Here is an 18,890-nt window from a genome sequence, read left to right as displayed (position 1 = left end):
CCCGTCGTCTAGCGGCCTAGGACGCCGCCCTCTCACGGCGGTAGCGTGGGTTCGAATCCCATCGGGGGTACAACGAACGGCCCTGGCGAGCACTGCTCGCCAGGGCCGTTCGCGTTGCCGGCCGGATCATCCGCTCTTGCGGCGGAACTCCCGGTGATGGTCGGTGTTCGCGTGGGGGCCGTTCGCTTTCGATCCCGCATCGAGGTGTGCGGTGCCGCCGTTCGCGCGGCCGTTCTTGCGGTCGAGCGCCGCGCGGAACTCTTCCTTGATCCGATCCTTGGACGTGTCGCTCATGACATCTCCCTCCCGTCGGTCTCTGGTCTCCGACCGAATCTAGCGTGGCGACGGTGCTCGTGTCGCCTCCTTTTACAGGTACCGCGCGGTGGTTCCCCCGATGGGCATCGCAGGCATGCCGAGCTTGCGGTGATCCCATGAACGGACCCGGTCCGGCACCACCCGAACCGCGACGCGCTTGTTCATCATCTGCTCGACGACGGACGCCACCTCGTCGCTGTACGGTCCGGTGTACCGCTCCCACACGTTGCGGCATACCGCGAAGAGAACGTCGTGGTCGTCGGTGATCTCCGCGTGGCCTTCGACCGAGACTCCACGCAACTGGTCGTAGGTGTCGCCCGCCTCGACCAATACGGTGATGCGGTTGTCTCGCCGCAGATTCACCGCCTTCTGGGATTTGGCCTTGGTCTCGAACCAGATCTCGCCGTCGATCAGCGCGTACCACATGGCGATGAGATGCGGTGTGCCCGAGGGTCCGACCGTGGCCATGTTGGCGATTCTGTTGTGGCTCAGGAAGTCGCCGATCTCGCCGTCGGTCATGGTGATCTGCGTGCGTTGCTTGATGCCCATGACAGCACTGTGTCACGCGAGCACTGTGTCAGGCGAGCACTGTGTCAGGCGAGAGTGACAGGTGCCGCCACTGCAACCGTCACAGTCGTTTGTGGAGTGCCTCCGCGGCGGCGAGCAGATCCGAGGCCCAGCGGGCGCCGGGCTTGCGGCCCATCCGGTCGATGGGGCCGGACACCGAGATCGCGGCGACGACAGTGCCTGCGGCGTCCCGTACGGGTGCGGCCACGGACGCGACGCCCGGCTCGCGTTCGGCGGCGCTCTGCGCCCAGCCACGGCGGCGGACCTCCGCGAGTACGCGGTCGCCGAATGCGGCATCCGGCAGAATCGCGCGCTGAGTGGTGGTATCCGCCCACGCAAGCAGAACTTTCGCACCGGACCCGGCGGTCATCGGGAGACGAGCGCCGACGAGGACGGTGTCGCGCAGGCCCGTCGGTGGCTCGAGGGCGGCGATGCATACCCGCTGGGTGCCCTCCCTGCGATACAACTGCACGCTCTCCCCGGTGATTTCACGCAACCGGGGAAGAATCAGAGTGGCCGCATCGACGAGTGGGTCGCCTGCGCCCGCGGACAATTCGGCCAGGCCAGGACCCGGACGCCATTGGCCGTCGCCGTCGCGGGCGAGCAACCGGTGGGTTTCCAAGCCGACGGCAAGCCGGTGCGCGGTCGCGCGGGGCAGGCCTGTGCGAGTGCACAGTTCGTTGAGGTTGCACGGCTGCTCGGCCACCGCGTGCAGCACGGACATCGCTTTGTCCAGCACACCGATACCGCTATGCTGTCTCATAGGTCGATACCTCCGTCTCGCATAATGGGAAGCATATCCTATGTGTCCGGCGGGTGGGGACGGCCGCCCCCAGCGGCCCGGTCACAGCCCCGAGAATCGGAAGTCGCGTTCGTCACGTACGACAAGGTGGAGAAGATGGCTGGAAAAACTCTGGCAGAGAAGGTGTGGGATCAGCACGTGGTCGTGCGCGGTGAGGGAGAGGGCTCGGCACGGCAGCCGGATCTGATCTACATCGACCTGCACCTCGTGCACGAGGTCACGAGTCCGCAAGCGTTCGACGGACTGCGACTCGCCGGTCGTCCGCTGCGGCGCCCCGACCTCACCATCGCGACCGAGGATCACAACGTCCCGACCGTCGATATCGACAAGCCCATCGCCGATCCCGTCTCGCGGACCCAGGTCGAGACGCTGCGTCGCAACTGCGCCGAATTCGGGGTTCGGCTGCACCCGATGGGCGACCTCGACCAGGGCATCGTGCACGTCGTCGGCCCGCAGCTCGGCCTGACCCAGCCGGGGATGACGGTGGTGTGCGGCGACAGTCACACCTCCACGCACGGCGCATTCGGTGCGCTGGCAATGGGAATCGGCACCAGTGAGGTCGAACACGTGATGGCGACACAGACGCTGTCGCTGCGCCCGTTCAGGACTATGGCGATCACCGTCGACGGCGAACTGCCAGGTGGCGTCACCGGCAAGGACCTGATCCTTGCGATCATCGCGAAGATCGGCACGGGCGGTGGGCAGGGTTATGTCCTCGAGTATCGCGGCGAGGCGATCCGCAACTTGTCGATGGAAGCGCGGATGACGATCTGCAACATGTCGATCGAGGCGGGCGCCCGCGCGGGCATGGTCGCGCCGGACCAGACCACCTACGACTACCTCGCGGGACGCCCGAACGCCCCGCGCGGCGCGGACTGGGACGCCGCGGTTACCGCGTGGGATGCGTTGCGCACCGACGACGACGCGGTGTTCGACGCGGAGGTTCACATCGACGGCGCGTCGCTGACTCCGTTCGTGACGTGGGGAACCAACCCGGGCCAGGGAGCCCCACTCGGCGCGAACGTGCCCGTACCCGAGGAGATCGCCGACGAGACCGAGCGTCTCGCTGCCGAGAAGGCTCTTCGGTACATGGGTCTCGACGCGGGCATGCCACTGCGTGACATCGCCGTCGACACCGTCTTCGTCGGATCGTGCACCAACGGGCGGATCGAAGACCTGCGCGCGGTCGCCGGTGTTCTGGAGGGGCGCAAGGTCGCTGCCGGTGTTCGGATGCTCGTCGTACCCGGATCGATGCGGGTGCGGGCGCAGGCCGAGGACGAGGGTCTCGGTGAGATCTTCACCGCAGCAGGCGCCGAGTGGCGTCAGGCCGGCTGCTCGATGTGCCTGGGAATGAACCCGGATCAGCTCGCGCCGGGTGAGCGCTCGGCGTCGACCTCGAACCGCAACTTCGAAGGACGCCAGGGCAAGGGCGGTCGTACGCACCTCGTGTCACCCGAGGTCGCCGCGGCGACCGCGGTGCGCGGCACGCTCTCCGCGCCGGCGGATCTGGACTAGGTCAAGGACCGAAGGAGAATCTCGATGGAAGCCTTTACGACTCACAAGGGCATCGGTGTTCCGCTGCGCCGCTCGAACGTCGACACCGACCAGATCATTCCGGCGGTGTACCTGAAGCGGGTCACCCGCAGCGGATTCGAGGACGGACTGTTCGCCGGATGGCGCGCCGATCCGTCGTTCGTGCTCAACACCCCGCCCTTCGACCGAGGCTCGGTTCTCGTTGCGGGACCGGATTTCGGCACCGGGTCCTCGCGTGAACACGCGGTGTGGGCATTGTCCGATTTCGGATTCCGTGTCGTGATCTCGTCGCGGTTCGCCGACATCTTCCGGGGCAACGCGGGCAAGGCCGGTTTGCTCGCCGCTCAGGTCGAGCAATCCGACGTCGAACTGCTCTGGAAGCTCATCGAACAGCAGCCCGGTCTGGAACTCGACGTCGATCTCGAGGCGCGGACCGTGACGGCCGGAACCACTGTGGTGCCGTTCGCGATTGACGACTACACGAGGTGGCGTCTGCTCGAAGGTCTCGACGACATCGGTTTGACATTGCGGCAGGTAGACGCGATTTCCGCGTTCGAAAATGCAAGGCCGTCTTGGAAACCCACGACCCTCCCAGCACCCTGATCGAGCATCTCCAGCACTACCCGGCGGGTCCGGCCGATGTGATCTTCGGCCCGGACCCGCCGGGATATTTGCATGAGAATTGGCGTGGCACATAGACTCTAGCCCGTTTGCGGGTCTACCGTGGACTACAAGTCGGTCTGACGGTGGACCGTGATGTGCGGAGGAAACCAATGAACAAGGCAGAGCTGATCGACGTTCTGACCGAGAAGCTCGGTTCGGACAGGCGTACAGCGACGGATGCGGTGGAGCACATCGTCGATGCGATCGTGCGCGCCGTGCACGCCGGGAACAGCGTCACCATCACCGGTTTCGGTGTGTTCGAGCAGCGTCGTCGCGCCGCCCGTGTCGCCCGCAACCCGCGCACCGGCGAGACGGTCAAGGTCAAGCCGACGTCCGTGCCGGCCTTCCGTCCGGGTGCGCAGTTCAAGGCGGTCATCGCCGGCACCCAGAAGCTTCCCGCGTCCGGCCCCGCCGTCAAGCGCGGTGTGGCTGCACCGGTGAAGAAGGCTGCTGCCGCGAAGAAGGCTGCGGCCGCGAAGAAGACCGCTGCGGCGAAGAAGACCACGGCGGCAGCGGCGAAGAAGACCACCGCCGCCAAGAAGACCACGGCGGCAGCGGCGAAGAAGACCACCGCCGCCAAGTCGACGGCGGCGGCGAAGAAGACCACCGCCGCGAAGAAGGCCCCGGCCAAGACCACGACGGCGGCGAAGAAGACCACCGCCGCGAAGAAGGCTCCGGCCAAGACCACGACGGCGGCGAAGAAGACCACCGCCGCGAAGAAGGCCCCGGCACGCCGGACTGCAGCCAAGAAGTAGGGCGGCACACCATCATTTCGGGCCCGCTACCGGGGTGGAGCGGGTAGCGCGCTCTCGATGTGGTCGATCGCGATGAGTCGATCTCCGTACAGCGACAACACCCACGTGCTGCCCTTACGGTTGCGGCTTGCAGGCACCGAGACCGAGTCCCGTTCCGCCCACCACCGAACGAGGTCGGGAATCACCTTGCCTTGACTGCAGATCACTGGGGAACCGCCGCGCCGGGCAATTTCCAGTGCACGCTTGCGGCCCAGTTGCGGATCGCGTGCGTAGTCCTCTTCGGTCAGTGCCGGTTCCACGGTGATCTCGACACCGAGCCGTTCGGCGAGCGGTTCGACCGTCTGGACGCACCGCAACCGATCCGCCGCGGTGACAGTGTCCGCGCCGAACGCGCGCAATTGCGCGACGAGCGCTTCGGACTGTGCCTTTCCCGCCGAGTCGAGTGGACGGAGGCGGTCGTCGCCGTCGTGTTGCTTGCGACTCCCCGCTTTCGCGTGCCGCACGAGGAGCACGGTTGTCGTATCGACCGGCAGGGAACGGAAGCGGCGCAGCACTGTGCGATCGATCGGATAGGACAGTTGATCGAACGCGGCTTCCGAATCTGCCCAGCGCAACTCGTCGATTTCGTCGTTCGGTACGAATTCGCCGCTGACGACACGGGCCGCCCAGTAGTCGACCCGCTTGACCTTCCGGTGCCCCAGTACCGGATACGTGATCTTGCCGAGACTCCGACCGAGCTGCGACCGGAAGCCGGATTCCTCCTCGACCTCTCTGATCGCCGCGACGATCGCCGTCTCGCCGGGATCGAGTTTGCCTTTCGGGAAACTCCAGTCGTCGTATTTGGGGCGGTGGACGAGCGCGACCTGGATCCGCGCGGGATCGGACGGATCCGGTCGCCATAGAACCGCGCCCGCGGCAAAGATATTCGCCTTCATCGCCTTGTCGGAGGACGTCACCGAAGTACTTCCGATCCTCCGGCGCGGCTGCGCATGAGCTCGGCTTGGTGGTCGCGCGCGACAGTGCCCGGCGCAGGCGATGCCGTCCAGGCTCCGTCGGCCTCGAGCGTCCAGCAGCGGGTGGCGGGGTCCATCGCGGAATCGAAGATCGAACCCAACTGCCGGGCTAGACGTGAGTCCTTCACCTGCACCATCACTTCGACGCGGCGGTCGAGGTTGCGGTGCATCATGTCGGCGCTGCCGATCCAGAACTCGTCGGCGCCGCGGAAGTGCAGGACGCGCGAATGTTCGAGGAATCGGCCCAGAATCGACCGCACGACAATGTTCTCGCTGAGGCCTGGAACACCCGGCTTCAGCGCGCAGATTCCGCGCACGAGAATTTCGACCGGGACCCCGGCGCGGGATGCCCGGTACAGCGCGTCGATGACCTGCTCGTCGACCAGTGCGTTCGCCTTCAACCGAATTCCCGCGTCGCGGCCGGCGGCGGCATGCTCGATCTCACGGTCGATACGTTCGACGATGCCGGCTCGGACCCCGTGCGGGGCAACCAGAAGATTGCGGTACTGAGCCTTCCTGGAGTACCCGGTCAGTGTGTTGAACAGATCAGTCAGATCCGATCCGATGTCGGGATCGGAGGTGAACAGACCCACATCCTCGTACAGCCGCGCGGTCTTCGGGTTGTAGTTGCCCGTTCCGATGTGGCAGTAGCGGCGGATCGTCGAGCCTTCGCGTCGCACGACCAGACACGTTTTGCAGTGCGTCTTGAGGCCGACGAGGCCGTACACCACGTGCACACCGGCCTGTTCGAGTTTGCGTGCCCATTTGATGTTGGCCTGCTCGTCGAATCGGGCCTTGATCTCGACGAGTGCCACCACCTGCTTGCCCGCCTCCGCGGCGTCGATGAGGGCATTGACGATGGGGGAGTCGCCGGATGTGCGGTACAGGGTCTGCTTGATTGCGAGAACCTGACTGTCGGCGGCAGCCTGCTCGATGAAACGCTGCACGCTCGTGGAGAACGAGTCGTACGGATGGTGGACGAGAACATCGCCCTCGCGCAGCGTCGAGAACACGCTCTTGGGCGTCTCGCGCTCGCCGAACGCCGGATGTGTTGCCGGAACGAACGGTGTGTCCTTGAGGTCCGGGCGGTCGACGGAATGCACCTGCCACAGACTCGACAGATCGAGTAGTCCCGGCAGTTGCACGACGTCCGCGGGATCGACATCGAGTTCGCGCAGCAACAGGTCGAGCATGTGCTCGGTCATATCGTCGGAGACCTCGAGTCGCACCGGCGAGCCGAAACGTCGCCGCGCCAGTTCGCGTTCGAGGGCCTGCAACAGGTCCTCGTCGCGGTCCTCCTCGACCTCGAAATCGGCATTGCGGGTGACCCGGAACGCGTGGTGCTCGACGATCTCCATACCGGGGAACAGGACGTTCAGGTGCGCGGCGATCAGTTCTTCGAGCGGCAGGAAGGCGGGGATGCCGCTGGGATTGTCGTCGCGGTCGACACGGACGAACCGGTCGACGTTGTCCGGTACCTTGACGCGGGCGAAGTGCTCGCCCGCGATATGTGAATCTTTCACGGTTACAGCAAGATTGAGACTCAACCCGCTGATGTAGGGGAACGGGTGGGCGGGGTCGACTGCGAGCGGAGTCAGCACCGGGAACAGGTGCTCGGCGAAATGGCCCGTCAGATGGTCCTTCTCGCTGTCGGACAATTCGGACCACCGGACGATCGAGATGCCCTGGGCTGCGAGATCCGGCAGGACCATGTCGAGGAAGACTCGGGAATGCCGGTTGGCGAGTTCCCTCGTGGCCGAGGCGATCAGCGCGAGCTGGGCGCGCGGCGACAGGCCGTCCGCGGAACGTACCGACAGACCGGTTTCTGCGCGACGCTTGAGGCCGGCGACGCGCACCATGTAGAACTCGTCGAGGTTCGACGCGAAGATCGCGAGGAACTTGGCGCGTTCGAGTAGCGGCAGTGACGTGTCCTCCGCGAGTGCGAGAACCCGCGCATTGAAATCGAGCCAGCTCAATTCGCGGTTGAGGTAGCGGCCGTCGGGCAAACCGTCGGTGAGCGCGGGGAGCGCGGCAGCAGGCGGCGCTGCTGGGGTGGAACCGGCCCGTGGGGTTGTCGCGTGTGCGACCCCGTGCGGTGTGGGGTGTTCGGAAGATTCAGAGGTGGGCCGTGGATCCGTGCTGTTGCCGTTGTTCACCGGTTCATTGTTGCAGGTACCGGCGAGTCCGCGAAGCCGAGCGGAAGCCCGATTCGGTCGATCGCGGCGGCGGTCGCCGGGCCGACACCGAGCGCCGCGGCACCGACGAGATCGGCGGCGGTGTCCACGTCGAGGCGAAGTCCGGGCCAGTCGCCTTCCAGGGCATGGGCGCCGGTGGCGACGTGGCGGGCGGCGGAATCCGGGCCGAACCGCGGTGTGAACGGCTGGTGGGGCACACCGTCGACGAGTGCGGATGTGCCGGACCCGGTGTGATCGACGACGACCGCGCGACCGACGCGCCGCGCCCGATCGAGTGCCGCGGCGAGTTCGGTGGTGCGGACCGCAGGCAGATCGGCTTGCAGCGCGACCAACGTGACGTTCGGTGCTGACGCCCGCACGTGCCGGGCCGCACCCGACAATGCCGCGTTCAGCGGTTCGGTTCCGGCCGGAACTGTCGAGACCGGCGGGTCCGACAGGACGCGCGCGCCGAGCGCCCGTGCGGCCCGCGCGACGTCCGGATCTCCCGTGACCACGGTGACGGTGACGTCGTCCAGGTGCAGTGCCGCGGTCAGTGTGTCCTCGAACATCGCCAGGGCCAGGTCCGCGCGTGCGCGGGGTGGGTAGACCCGCGCCAGTCGCGTCTTCGCCAGGCCGAGGGCCTTGACGGGGATCAGCACGTGCGGGGCGGTCATGATCGTCGATTCTGCCAGTCCCGGCGCAGCGAGGGGGTTCGGTGTCCCGTCGGGTGGGGAGTGCTGTGACTGGAACGGCGATACCGTCGGCCTGGGATACTGGGCCGAGACGTGGCCGGTGATCCGCCGGCGGTGGTGAGACGAGCGAAGGGGACTGCGTGAGCAAGGCGACGGTGTTGGGGGCTGGCTCGTGGGGTACGGCGTTCGCGAAGGTGCTGGCGGAAGCCGGTACCGATGTGACGATCTGGTCTCGACGCGCGGAGGTTGCCGAGGCGATCGAGTCGCGGCACGAGAATCCCGGATACCTGTCGGGCGTCGTGCTGCCCGAGAATCTGCGCGCGACATCGGATCACCGGCTGGCCCTCGACGGCGCGGACTTCGTGGTGCTCGCGGTGCCGTCCCAGTCGTTGCGCGACAACCTGGAGATCTGGCGCGACGACATCGGTGCGGACGTCACGCTCGTCAGCCTCGCCAAGGGGATAGAGCGGGGCACCCTGCTGCGGATGAGTCAGGTGATCGGTCAGGTCACCGGCGCCGAGCAGAACCGCATCGCGGTGCTGTCCGGGCCGAATCTCGCCCGCGAGATCGCCGAATGCCAGCCCACCGCGACGGTCATCGCGTGCACCGACTCCGCGCGCGCAATGCAGATCCAGAAAGCGTGTGCTACCGGATATTTCCGGCCGTACACGAATTCCGATGTGATCGGCTGCGAGATCGGCGGAGCCTGCAAGAATGTTATCGCCCTGGCATGTGGGATGGCCGCGGGTGTTGGTCTGGGCGACAACACGATCGCGACGATCATCACGCGTGGCCTCGCGGAGGTGACCCGGCTCGGGACGGCGCTCGGCGCCAAGCCTGCGACGCTCGCCGGGCTCGCGGGGGTCGGGGATCTCGTGGCCACGTGCACCTCGCCGCTGTCACGGAACCGCTCGTTCGGGGAACGTCTCGGACAGGGGGGATCGCTCGACAGCGCCCAGGAAGCCACGCACGGTCAGGTCGCCGAAGGTGTCAAGTCGTGCACCTCCGTGCGTGCGCTCGCCGCCAACTACGACGTGGAGATGCCACTCACCGACGCGGTGCACAAGGTGTGCTACGAGGGGATGTCGGTGCCCGAGGCGATCGGCCGGTTGCAGGGCCGCCGCACCAAGCCTGAGTGAGGTGGCCATGCCGGGTGATGCGGTGCCGCCGGGTGATTCCACTCGCTGTGTGAAAGCGGTTGCGGCCGAATACGAACCGGGTGCCCCGATGCAGCAGGGGCCGGTGTTCGCGGCGCCCTACCAGCTCGGCCCCGACGAGGACCGGACGACGGACAGCTACGCGCGGGCGTCGAATCCCGGTTGGCGGGCACTGGAATCGGCACTCGCGGAGCTGGAGGGAGCGGCCGCGGCGCGCGTCGTCGGGTCCGGAATGTCCGCTGTCACCGTCGCATTGCGGTCTCTGGCACAGCCCGGCGGCACCGTGATTGTGCCGGCCGACGGCTACTACCAGGTGCGCGCGTACGCTCAGGAGTACTTGGCGCCGCACGGTGCGACCGTCGTCGAGTTGTCCGCCGCGGAGTTCGGTGACGGCACCCTGACCGACGTTCTCGTCGATGCCCCCGGCCGTTCCGTGGTGCTGGTCGAGACGCCGACGAATCCGGGCCTGGACACCGTCGACCTGTATGCGATCGCCACGGTGTGTCACATGTGCGACGCGCTGCTTCTCGTCGACAACACGACAGCGACCCCGCTCGGTCAGCAGCCGCTGACGCTCGGCGCGGACGTCGTGGTCGCGAGTGGCACCAAGACGCTCAGCGGACACAGCGACCTGCTGTTCGGGTACGTCGCCGTCGCCGACCCGGCATTGTTGCCGCCCATCGACCGGGAACGGTTGTTGTCCGGCGCGATTCTCGGACCGTTCGAGACGTGGCTCGCACACCGCAGTCTCGGGACCGCCGGATTGCGGTTCGAACGGCAGTGCGTCAACGCGCTCGCGGTCGCGCGGAGGCTGCGAACGCATCCCGCTGTCGTGGGCGTGCGCTACCCGGGCCTGCCGGACGATCCGGCCCACCGGGTCGCATCCGCGCAGATGAGCAGGTTCGGTCCGCTCGTCACCTTCCGCCTCGCCGACGAGTCCGCGTTCCACCGGTTCGTGGCCGCGTCCGAACTGATCGGTTCGGCGACAAGTTTCGGAGGCATCCACACCACCGCCGACCGGCGCGCACGCTGGGGCGATCGGGTACCCGCCGGGTTCGTCCGGCTGTCCTGCGGCATCGAGGACACTGCGGACCTCCTCGCGGACATCACCGTGGCACTTCGTGCAGTGTGAGCCGTACTCGGGTATTGCGGCGCCGGCGCCTGCCGGTACGGTTTGTGCGTGAGTACTCCCCGCACCCGGGTGGCTGTCGTGTTCGGCGGCCGCAGCAACGAACATTCCGTCTCCTGTGTGTCCGCGGGCAGCATCCTGGGCAACCTCGATCCGGAGCGCTACGAGGTGGTGCCGATCGGGATCACCACCGACGGCGCATGGGTGCTCGGCGACACCGACCCGGCCCGGCTCGCGAAGGCCGGACGTGAACTGCCGACGGTCGCGGCGGACGGATCGGCATTGGTGCTCACCGCCGATCCGACGCGCAGCGGCGACATCGTCGCGCTCGACGAAGGGGAGTTCGGCAAGGTCCTCGCGTCGGTCGACGTGGTGTTCCCGGTCCTGCACGGTGCGTACGGCGAGGACGGCACCATCCAGGGTCTGCTCGAACTCGCCGGAATCCCGTACGTAGGTCCGGGGGTGCTCGCCAGCGCCGCGGGCATGGACAAGGAGTTCACCAAGAAACTGCTGGCCGCCGAGGGGCTGCCGGTCGGTTTCCAGATCGTTCTGCGCCCGGGAGTCGACACGCTCACCGAGTCGCAACAGGAGCAACTCGGCCTGCCCGTGTTCGTCAAGCCCGCCCGGGGCGGCTCGTCCATCGGCATCAGCCGGGTCGCCGAGTGGGAGTCCTTCGGCGCGGCACTCGAGAAGGCACGGCGGCACGATCCCAAGGTCATCGTCGAATCTGCAATCGTCGGCCGTGAGGTCGAATGCGGGGTGCTCGAATTCCCGGACGGCGACGTGCGGGCCAGCGTGGTCGCCGAGATTCGCATGCCAGACAACACCGGCGACCACGAGGCGTTCTACGATTTCGACACCAAGTACCTCGACGATGTGTGCGAGTTCGACGTGCCCGCCAAACTCGACGACGACGTCAGTGAGGAACTGCGCGCCCTCGCGGTCCGTGCGTTCCGGGCACTGGACTGTCAGGGGCTCTCACGTGTCGACTTCTTCGTCACCGACAACGGACCGGTGATCAACGAGATCAACACCATGCCCGGATTCACCTCGATCTCGATGTATCCGCGAATGTGGGAGGCCGCGGGAATCGGCTACGGCGAACTCGTCTCGATCCTCGTGGAGACCGCGCTCGCCCGCGGTACCGGGCTGCGCTGACAGGCAGTCTTCGGTGGCGACTACTCTGTCCACCATGACTGCCGTGACACCCGACACTGCCGTGACACCCGACACCGTGACACCCGAAACCGCCGGAACGGGCACCGGGGACATCCGCGAGGTCGTGCACGCAGCGGCCCGTCGTGCCCGCGTCGCATCCCGCCGACTCGCGTTGCTCACCACCGCGGAAAAGGATGCCGCACTGCACGCCGCGGCCGACGCGGTGCTCGCCGCCTCGGACGCGGTGCTCGCCGCGAACACCGCGGACGTCGAGGCAGCACGCGAATCGGGTACCGACGAATCTCTGCTGGACCGGTTGCGCCTGACCCAGGCGCGGGTCGAGGGTATCGCGTCCGGGCTGCGCCAAGTCGCGGGGCTGCCCGACCCGGTCGGCGAAGTGATGCGCGGTTCGACACTGCCGAACGGTCTGGAGATCCGGCAGATGCGGGTTCCGCTCGGTGTCGTCGGGATGGTGTACGAAGCCCGGCCCAACGTCACCGTCGACGCGTTCGGCCTGACCCTCAAGTCCGGTAATGCGGCGCTGCTGCGCGGCTCGTCGTCGGCGGCCCGCTCCAACGCCGCGCTCGTCGAGGCGCTCCGCGGTGCGCTCGTGGAACAGGGCCTGCCCGCCGACGCCGTCCAGTTGCTGCCGTCCGAGAACCGATCATCGGTCACCCATCTGATCCAGGCGCGCGGCCTGGTCGACGTGGTCGTGCCGCGCGGCGGAGCAGGCCTCATCTCCGCGGTGGTGCGGGACGCGACGGTGCCGACCATCGAAACCGGTGTCGGTAACTGCCACGTGTACGTGCACGCGAACGCGGACCTCGAGATGGCCGAGAAGATCGTCGTCAACGCGAAGACCCGCCGGCCCAGCGTGTGCAACACCGTCGAGACGGTCCTCGTGGACAAGGCGATCGCGGACACCGCGGTCCCGCAGTTGCTGTCGGTACTGCAGGCGCACAGCGTCGTCGTGCACGGCGACCTGCCCGGTCTGGTCCCGGCGACGGAGGTGGACTGGTCGGAGGAATACCTGACGCTCGACGTGGCACTGGCCGTCGTCGACGATCTGGATGCGGCGGTCGACCACATCGACCGCTACGGCACCGGCCACACCGAGGCGATCGTCACCTCCGACCTGGCCGCGGCCCGGGAATTCACCGCACGGGTCGATGCCGCGGCGGTCATGGTCAACGCTTCGACCGCCTTCACCGACGGTGAGCAGTTCGGGTTCGGCGCCGAGATCGGCATCTCGACCCAGAAGTTGCACGCCCGCGGCCCGATGGGTTTGCCGGAACTGACCTCCACCAAGTGGGTGGTGTGGGGCGACGGCCACACCCGCCCCGCCTGATCGAAAGGAACCAGCGTGGATCGTGCGCTGCCGACCACTCCGCCGATCTTCGCCGACGTCGACGATGTCATCGTGCGACTCGCGGAGACGGGCTATCTCGCCGACAAGGCAACCGCAACCGCCGTGTTCCTCGCCGACCGACTGGGCAAGCCGCTGCTCATCGAGGGACCGGCCGGTGTCGGCAAGACCGAACTTGCGCGTGCCGTCGCGCAGACCTCCGGCGCCGAGCTGGTGCGATTGCAGTGCTACGAGGGCGTCGACGAGTCCCGCGCGCTGTACGAGTGGAACCACGCCAAGCAGATCCTGCGGATCCAGTCGGCCGGTGCGACTGCTGCCGCGGGAACAGGCGAATCGTGGGATTCGACGAAACAGGACGTCTTCTCCGAGGAGTTCCTGCTGTCTCGCCCACTGCTGACGGCGATCCGCCGGGAGGATCCGACGGTGCTGCTCGTCGACGAGGTCGACAAGGCGGATGTGGAGATCGAGGGTCTGCTGCTCGAGGTCCTCAGTGATTTCGCGGTCACCGTCCCCGAGTTGGGGACGATCCGGGCGGTGCGCACGCCGTTCGTGGTGCTCACCTCGAACGCGGCGCGAGAGTTGTCCGAGGCGCTCAAACGGCGCTGCCTGTTTCTGCACCTGGATTTCCCCGACGCGGACCTCGAGCGCCGCATCCTGGCGAGCCGGGTTCCGGAATTGCCCGAGGCCGTCGCCGAACAACTCGTACGCACTGTCCGGGTTCTGCGCGGCATGCAGCTCAAGAAGCTGCCGTCGGTCGCCGAAACCATCGACTGGGGCCGGACGCTGCTCGCGCTCGGACTCGACACACTCGATGATGCGGCCGTCCGCACCACGCTCGGTGTCGTCCTCAAACACCAGTCCGATCAGCTCCGTGCTGCGGCCGAGCTCCGGTTGAACTGACATGCCCGCCGCTCCGCACGGGCAGGGCAACGGGCCCGCCGCTCCGCACGGGCTGCCTGGGCACCTTGTCGGATTCGTCGAAGCGCTACGCAGGCGCGGTATCGCCGTCGGTCCGTCGGAAACCGTCGATGCCGGACGGGTGATGACAGTGTTGGATGTGCTCGACCGTGAGGCGCTGCGGGAGGGGTTCGCGTGCACGTTGCTGCGCCGGCCGACCCACCGTGCCACCTTCGACGCGCTGTTCGACCTGTGGTTTCCCGCGGCGGTGGGGCAACGCGAACCCGGCGGGACCGGTCCGACGCTGCCTCGCACCCCGGACGGTGAGATCGACCTGGATGCCGTGCGCGACCTGATCGCCGAATTGTTGTCCGACGAATCCCCCGAGGCTCTCGAGTCGACGGAGTTGCTCACCGCGCAACTGGTCGAGGAACTCGGTCAGTACCGGTCCGGGAACGGGCCGTCGTTCTCCGCGTATCAGGCGCTGCGGGACGTCAAACCCGAAACGCTCGTCACCCGCATCCTCGAGGGCCTGCTCGGCAACGGGTCGTCGGCCGAGCACGAACCGGCGGGCGACTACGAGACCGAGGTCGCGCGCCGCGCCGCCGCGCGGCGGGTTGCCGATTTCCGGGCGATGGTGGAGCGGGAGACGCGGCGTCGCACCGCAGAACACGTCGGTCGCGACCGTGTCGAGCGGTATGCGGTGCCGAAGCTGGCCGAGGAGGTCGACTTCCTGCGCGCCTCCGATGCGGAACTGACGACACTGCGCCGCAGTGTGACGCCGTTGGCGCGGCTGCTCGCCAGCAGGCTCGCGGCACGTCGACGCCGCGCCCGCGCGGGTGCGATCGACCTGCGGCGCACTCTGCGCAAGTCGATGTCGACCGGTGGTGTGCCCATCGACCTGGTCAACCGCAAGCCACGACCGGCCCGGCCGGAACTGGTGGTGCTGTGCGACGTCTCCGGGTCCGTCGCCGGATTTTCGCACTTCACACTGTTGCTCGTGCATGCGTTGCGTGAGCAGTTCACGCGGGTGCGGGTGTTCGCGTTCATCGACACCACCGACGAGGTCACCGACTATTTCTCGGCGGGTGCGGACCTGGGTGTGTCGATGTCGCGGATGCTGCGTGAGGCCGATCTCATCGCGTACGACGGGCATTCGGACTACGGGAACGCGATCGGGGTGTTCGCCGAGCGGTACGCGCACACCCTCACCAGCCGCAGTTCGCTGCTGATCCTCGGCGACGGGCGTACCAACTATCGGAACCCCAACATCGAAGCGCTCGAACATCTGGTGACGGTCGCGCGGCACGCGCATTGGCTGAACCCGGAGCCGCGCGGCCAGTGGGGTGCCGGCGATTCGGCGGCGGTGCGGTACAGCGACGTGATCGCGATGCACGAATGCCGGTCGGCGCAGCAGCTCGCGTCCGTCGTGGCGAACTTCCTGCCCGTCTGAGCGATCGATGGCACGTCAGCGTCGCGTGATCCACACAGTGATGTCGGCGTGCACGACCTCGGTGCCGTTCCGGTCGAGGATCGTGACGGGGATCGTCAGCTCGGTGCCGCCGGCGGCGTCGTCGATCACATCCAGGTCCGGGAGTTCGGGTAGCTGCGCGACCGCGCGCAGGCCGGTGGTCGCCTTCGAGAGATAGTGGGTGGTCATCGCCTTCGGGATCCAGCGGTGGGTGGCGGGCACGGTCGCCTCGGCGAGCATGCCCATCGCGGCCTCGGCGAGGTTGCAGGCGGCGATAGCGTGGAAGGTGCCCAGGTGGTTGTGCACGCCCCACCACTTCGGTGCATGTACTTCGCACAGTCCGGGTTCGAGGCGGGTGACGCGCGGCAGGACGGTTGCGAAGTACGGTACGCGCGCGCACATGCCGAGCGAGAACAATGTGGAACCGAGGGGCACACCGGACAGTCGGGTCCATGCGCGATAGGTGAGGGTGGGCGCCATGACCAGAACCTTACTCCGAAGTAAGTTCGTTCGGATGTCGCGGCGAGGAACCCGCGAGGGCGGCACCACCCCGGCGGACCCGTAAGCTGGTCAACCGTGCAACAGCCATCCGACTCGCAACCCGCGCCCCGCCGGCGTGTCGGTGTCATGGGCGGCACCTTCGATCCGATCCACCACGGCCACCTCGTCGCGGCCAGCGAGGTCGCCGACCGCTTCGGGCTCGAGGAAGTGATCTTCGTGCCGACCGGGCAGCCGTGGCAGAAGTCCGATCGCTACGTCAGCTCCGCCGAGGACCGCTACCTGATGACGGTCATCGCGACCGCGTCGAATCCGCAGTTCTCCGTCAGCCGTGTCGACATCGACCGCGGCACCCTCACCTACACCGTCGATACGCTGCGGGACCTGCACGACCGGCTCCCCGATGCCGAGCTCTACTTCATCACCGGAGCGGATGCGCTCGCGTCGATTCTGTCCTGGCAGGACTGGCAGGGCCTGTTCGACCGGGCGCGTTTCGTCGGCGTGTCCCGACCGGGCTACGACCTCACGGTCGAGCATCTCGCCGGCCACTTGGAGGGACTGCCCGTCGATGCCGTGAGCCTCGTCGAGATTCCCGCCCTGGCGATTTCCTCGTCGGATTGCCGCACGCGGGTCAGTGCCAACCGTCCCGTGTGGTATCTCGTCCCGGACGGGGTCGTGCAATACATCAGCAAGAGGAATCTGTATCGTCCGCAGGATTCGCGACGGGCGGACGGTGCTGCCGCGGTCACCGACCCGCAAACGGTACCCGGTGCCGTCGCGCGACCGGACAGCCGGAATCCCATCAGGCCCGAACCCGACCGGCCCCGTACCACACCCGAGAGAAAGAGCACGCAGTGAGCGCATCGGCAGAATCCATCGACATGGCACGGATCGCGGCCCTGGCGGCCGACGAGAAACTGGCCTCGGACGTCGTGGTGCTCGACGTCTCCGAGCAACTCGTCATCACCGACTGCTTCGTGATCGCCTCCGCGGCGAACGAGCGGCAGGTCACCGCGATCGTCGACAACATCGAGGAAAAGCTGCGCGACGCCGGGCACAAGCCGGTGCGCCGCGAGGGCACCCGTGAGGGGCGCTGGACGCTGCTCGACTACATCGACATCGTCGTGCACATCCAGCACGACGAGGAGCGCAACTTCTACGCACTCGAACGCCTGTGGAAGGACTGCCCGACGGTTCCGATCGACGGCATCGAACATACGACCCGCAACCTGGATGCGCCGGACGACGACGCGCTGCCGGAAACGCCGGACACCCCGTGACCGATGTTGTCCGCCGACTGATCCTGCTGCGACACGGACAGACCGAGTACAACGCGTCCAGCCGCATGCAGGGCCAACTCGACACCGAGCTGTCCGAGTTGGGGCGCAGGCAGGCTCTCGCGGCGGCGCAGGAACTGGCTGCATTCGAACCGCTCGCGATCGTTTCGTCCGACTTGCGACGGGCGTATGACACGGCGATCTCGCTCGGCGACCGTGCGGGACTGCCCGTGGCGATCGACCCGCGGCTGCGGGAAACGCACCTCGGGCAATGGCAGGGACTGACGCACCACGACGTCGATGCGATCGCGCCCGGCGCGCGTGCCGCATGGCGCGCCGACGCGACGTGGGCGCCGCCGCAAGGGGAGAATCGGGTCGACGTGGCCCGCCGCAGTATCCCGGTCGTGCGTGAACTGCTCGACAAGTACGAACACTGGGGGCAGCGGCCGATCATCCTGGTCGCACACGGCGGGCTCATCGCCGCGCTCACCGCGGCCCTCCTCGACCTGCCGGTGGACCGTTGGCCCGTCCTCGGTGGCCTCGGTAACACCGGATGGGTACGGCTCAGCGGATACGGAGAGGAACCCGCATGGCGGCTCGATGTGTGGAACGCGACGGCGAATGTGACGGCCGATGACATCCTCTGACATACCGGAAGTTCCGGAGACCACCGGCGGCGCCACCCGCCGGACGCTGCTCGTCATCGGCGACTCGCTCAGCTACTACGGGCCCAAAGGCGGTCTGCCGGCTGACGATCCGCGAATCTGGCCGAATATCGTTGCGGCCGAACTCGGCTGGGACGTCGAGTTGGTCGCTCGCATCGGTTGGACGACGCGGGATGCCTGGTGGACGATGACAAAGGACCCTCGCGTGTGGGCGTCGATTCCACGCGCGGGAGCCGTCGTCCTCGCCGTCGGCGGCATGGACACGCTCCCGTCGCCGCTCCCGACCGCGCTGCGTGAACAGTTGCGGTATGTGCGGCCCGCGTCACTGCGTCGCGTCGTGCGCAACGCGTACGGCTGGCTGCAGCCGCGACTTTCGCCGCTCGGCTGGCCGGTTGCCCTGCCCGCGCGAGTCAGTGTCGACTACCTCGAGATGATCCGCGACTCGCTCGCCTACATGCGTCCGGAACTGCCGGTGATCGGGACACTGCCGTCGGTGCATCGCAGCGAACAGTACGGGTCCGTGCACAAGGGCCGTCCCGCGGCGGCACGCGCGATCACCGGATGGGCAGCCGAGAAGTCTGTTCCGCTGGTGGATCTGGCCGAGGCCGTACGCGAGAACATCGAATCGGACGATGCGAATCCGGACGGCATCCACTGGGGCTGGGACGCGCATCGCCGCGTCGCGACGGCGATGATCGAGGCCGTGCGGATGGTGCACCGAGATGCGGACCCGGTGGTCGATGGCATACGGTAGTCGA

At 67.4% G+C, this 18,890-nt stretch carries 20 protein-coding genes; 13 read left to right on the top strand and 7 right to left on the bottom strand.

Annotated features, from left to right (window positions below):
• Positions 1 to 126: 126 nt before the first annotated feature.
• The 3 genes from WAX14_RS06730 to WAX14_RS06720 all read right to left on the bottom strand — a co-directional run bounded on the left by WAX14_RS06730 (position 127) and on the right by WAX14_RS06720 (position 1,645).
• Positions 127 to 294, bottom strand: a complete 168-nt coding sequence (locus WAX14_RS06730; protein ID WP_422627315.1) for a DUF5302 domain-containing protein — start codon at positions 292 to 294, stop codon at positions 127 to 129.
• 72 nt (positions 295 to 366) lie between these two features.
• Positions 367 to 864, bottom strand: coding sequence for a pyridoxamine 5'-phosphate oxidase family protein (locus WAX14_RS06725; RefSeq protein WP_422627314.1), 498 nt, complete (start codon positions 862 to 864; stop codon positions 367 to 369).
• Positions 865 to 943: 79 nt separating this feature from the next.
• Positions 944 to 1,645: an IclR family transcriptional regulator gene (locus tag WAX14_RS06720; RefSeq protein WP_422627313.1), complete on the bottom strand. Its 702-nt coding sequence runs from the start codon at positions 1,643 to 1,645 to the stop codon at positions 944 to 946.
• Between the two features lie 126 nt (positions 1,646 to 1,771).
• Here WAX14_RS06720 and leuC point away from each other — a divergent pair, with 126 nt between their 5' ends.
• The 3 genes from leuC (at position 1,772) to WAX14_RS06705 (ending at position 4,635) form a co-directional block, all read left to right on the top strand.
• Positions 1,772 to 3,199 carry a 3-isopropylmalate dehydratase large subunit gene (gene leuC / locus WAX14_RS06715; RefSeq protein ID WP_422627312.1) on the top strand — a complete coding sequence of 476 codons (1,428 nt, stop codon included), beginning with the start codon at positions 1,772 to 1,774 and terminating at the stop codon, positions 3,197 to 3,199.
• Between the two features lie 24 nt (positions 3,200 to 3,223).
• Positions 3,224 to 3,820, top strand: coding sequence for a 3-isopropylmalate dehydratase small subunit (gene leuD / locus WAX14_RS06710; RefSeq protein ID WP_422627311.1), 597 nt, complete (start codon positions 3,224 to 3,226; stop codon positions 3,818 to 3,820).
• A 170-nt stretch (positions 3,821 to 3,990) separates the two neighbouring features.
• Positions 3,991 to 4,635, top strand: a complete 645-nt coding sequence (locus tag WAX14_RS06705) for an HU family DNA-binding protein (protein WP_422627310.1) — start codon at positions 3,991 to 3,993, stop codon at positions 4,633 to 4,635.
• Positions 4,636 to 4,661: 26 nt separating this feature from the next.
• Here the strand turns inward: WAX14_RS06705 and WAX14_RS06700 are convergent, their stop codons facing one another.
• From WAX14_RS06700 to cofC, 3 genes are read right to left on the bottom strand one after another with little or no spacing between them, the layout of a single operon-like run.
• Positions 4,662 to 5,570 carry an NUDIX hydrolase gene (locus tag WAX14_RS06700; protein ID WP_422627319.1) on the bottom strand — a complete coding sequence of 303 codons (909 nt, stop codon included), beginning with the start codon at positions 5,568 to 5,570 and terminating at the stop codon, positions 4,662 to 4,664.
• Between the two features lie 17 nt (positions 5,571 to 5,587).
• Entirely contained in the window at positions 5,588 to 7,804 is a 2,217-nt protein-coding gene (locus WAX14_RS06695; protein ID WP_422627309.1) for an RNA degradosome polyphosphate kinase, read from the bottom strand.
• Positions 7,801 to 8,496, bottom strand: coding sequence for a 2-phospho-L-lactate guanylyltransferase (cofC, locus tag WAX14_RS06690; protein ID WP_422627308.1), 696 nt, complete (start codon positions 8,494 to 8,496; stop codon positions 7,801 to 7,803). Before cofC ends, WAX14_RS06695 begins: the two co-directional genes overlap by 4 nt.
• Before the next feature lie 158 nt (positions 8,497 to 8,654).
• On the opposite strand from cofC, the gene WAX14_RS06685 reads away from it, so the two are divergent.
• The 6 genes from WAX14_RS06685 to WAX14_RS06660 are packed head-to-tail and all read left to right on the top strand — an operon-like array spanning position 8,655 to position 15,674.
• On the top strand, positions 8,655 to 9,653 hold the full coding sequence (locus WAX14_RS06685; protein WP_422627307.1) for an NAD(P)H-dependent glycerol-3-phosphate dehydrogenase: 999 nt from the start codon (positions 8,655 to 8,657) through the stop codon (positions 9,651 to 9,653).
• Between the two features lie 7 nt (positions 9,654 to 9,660).
• Positions 9,661 to 10,803 carry a cystathionine gamma-lyase gene (locus WAX14_RS06680; protein ID WP_422627318.1) on the top strand — a complete coding sequence of 381 codons (1,143 nt, stop codon included), beginning with the start codon at positions 9,661 to 9,663 and terminating at the stop codon, positions 10,801 to 10,803.
• 48 nt (positions 10,804 to 10,851) lie between these two features.
• Positions 10,852 to 11,958, top strand: coding sequence for a D-alanine--D-alanine ligase family protein (locus tag WAX14_RS06675; protein ID WP_422627306.1), 1,107 nt, complete (start codon positions 10,852 to 10,854; stop codon positions 11,956 to 11,958).
• A 34-nt stretch (positions 11,959 to 11,992) separates the two neighbouring features.
• Positions 11,993 to 13,306, top strand: coding sequence for a glutamate-5-semialdehyde dehydrogenase (locus WAX14_RS06670; RefSeq protein ID WP_422627305.1), 1,314 nt, complete (start codon positions 11,993 to 11,995; stop codon positions 13,304 to 13,306).
• Between the two features lie 15 nt (positions 13,307 to 13,321).
• Positions 13,322 to 14,224: an AAA family ATPase gene (locus WAX14_RS06665; RefSeq protein WP_422627304.1), complete on the top strand. Its 903-nt coding sequence runs from the start codon at positions 13,322 to 13,324 to the stop codon at positions 14,222 to 14,224.
• A gap of 1 nt (position 14,225) precedes the next feature.
• Positions 14,226 to 15,674 carry a vWA domain-containing protein gene (locus tag WAX14_RS06660; protein WP_422627303.1) on the top strand — a complete coding sequence of 483 codons (1,449 nt, stop codon included), beginning with the start codon at positions 14,226 to 14,228 and terminating at the stop codon, positions 15,672 to 15,674.
• Between the two features lie 15 nt (positions 15,675 to 15,689).
• On the opposite strand, the gene WAX14_RS06655 is transcribed toward WAX14_RS06660, so the two are convergent.
• On the bottom strand, positions 15,690 to 16,172 hold the full coding sequence (locus WAX14_RS06655; protein WP_422627302.1) for a hotdog fold domain-containing protein: 483 nt from the start codon (positions 16,170 to 16,172) through the stop codon (positions 15,690 to 15,692).
• Positions 16,173 to 16,319: 147 nt separating this feature from the next.
• Here WAX14_RS06655 and nadD point away from each other — a divergent pair, with 147 nt between their 5' ends.
• From nadD to octT, 4 genes are read left to right on the top strand one after another with little or no spacing between them, the layout of a single operon-like run.
• On the top strand, positions 16,320 to 17,048 hold the full coding sequence (gene nadD, locus WAX14_RS06650; protein ID WP_422627317.1) for a nicotinate-nucleotide adenylyltransferase: 729 nt from the start codon (positions 16,320 to 16,322) through the stop codon (positions 17,046 to 17,048).
• Positions 17,045 to 17,470 (top strand): ribosome silencing factor, encoded by a 426-nt coding sequence (rsfS, locus tag WAX14_RS06645; protein ID WP_422627301.1) that lies wholly within the window; start codon positions 17,045 to 17,047, stop codon positions 17,468 to 17,470. Before nadD ends, rsfS begins: the two co-directional genes overlap by 4 nt.
• Positions 17,467 to 18,114 (top strand): histidine phosphatase family protein, encoded by a 648-nt coding sequence (locus tag WAX14_RS06640; RefSeq protein WP_422627300.1) that lies wholly within the window; start codon positions 17,467 to 17,469, stop codon positions 18,112 to 18,114. The genes rsfS and WAX14_RS06640 overlap by 4 nt, the downstream gene beginning before the upstream one ends.
• Positions 18,101 to 18,886 (top strand): diglucosylglycerate octanoyltransferase, encoded by a 786-nt coding sequence (gene octT / locus WAX14_RS06635; protein ID WP_422627299.1) that lies wholly within the window; start codon positions 18,101 to 18,103, stop codon positions 18,884 to 18,886. Before WAX14_RS06640 ends, octT begins: the two co-directional genes overlap by 14 nt.
• Positions 18,887 to 18,890: the final 4 nt, after the last annotated feature.

Source organism: Rhodococcus sp. (in: high G+C Gram-positive bacteria) (assembly GCF_049299235.1).
Taxonomy (GTDB): domain Bacteria; phylum Actinomycetota; class Actinomycetes; order Mycobacteriales; family Mycobacteriaceae; genus Rhodococcus.
Note: the sequence above shows the minus strand (reverse complement) of the source record. Positions and strands in the feature narration are given on the sequence as shown.

Coding starts and splice junctions, on each gene's coding strand:
- WAX14_RS06730 (WP_422627315.1), bottom strand. CDS start 294: ATGAGCGACACGTCCAAGGATCGGATCAAGGAAGAGTTCCGCGCGGCG.
- WAX14_RS06725 (WP_422627314.1), bottom strand. CDS start 864: ATGGGCATCAAGCAACGCACGCAGATCACCATGACCGACGGCGAGATC.
- WAX14_RS06720 (WP_422627313.1), bottom strand. CDS start 1,645: ATGAGACAGCATAGCGGTATCGGTGTGCTGGACAAAGCGATGTCCGTG.
- leuD (WP_422627311.1), top strand. CDS start 3,224: ATGGAAGCCTTTACGACTCACAAGGGCATCGGTGTTCCGCTGCGCCGC.
- WAX14_RS06705 (WP_422627310.1), top strand. CDS start 3,991: ATGAACAAGGCAGAGCTGATCGACGTTCTGACCGAGAAGCTCGGTTCG.
- WAX14_RS06700 (WP_422627319.1), bottom strand. CDS start 5,570: ATGAAGGCGAATATCTTTGCCGCGGGCGCGGTTCTATGGCGACCGGAT.
- cofC (WP_422627308.1), bottom strand. CDS start 8,496: ATGACCGCCCCGCACGTGCTGATCCCCGTCAAGGCCCTCGGCCTGGCG.
- WAX14_RS06680 (WP_422627318.1), top strand. CDS start 9,661: ATGCCGGGTGATGCGGTGCCGCCGGGTGATTCCACTCGCTGTGTGAAA.
- WAX14_RS06670 (WP_422627305.1), top strand. CDS start 11,993: ATGACTGCCGTGACACCCGACACTGCCGTGACACCCGACACCGTGACA.
- WAX14_RS06660 (WP_422627303.1), top strand. CDS start 14,226: ATGCCCGCCGCTCCGCACGGGCAGGGCAACGGGCCCGCCGCTCCGCAC.
- WAX14_RS06655 (WP_422627302.1), bottom strand. CDS start 16,172: ATGGCGCCCACCCTCACCTATCGCGCATGGACCCGACTGTCCGGTGTG.
- nadD (WP_422627317.1), top strand. CDS start 16,320: ATGGGCGGCACCTTCGATCCGATCCACCACGGCCACCTCGTCGCGGCC.
- octT (WP_422627299.1), top strand. CDS start 18,101: ATGACATCCTCTGACATACCGGAAGTTCCGGAGACCACCGGCGGCGCC.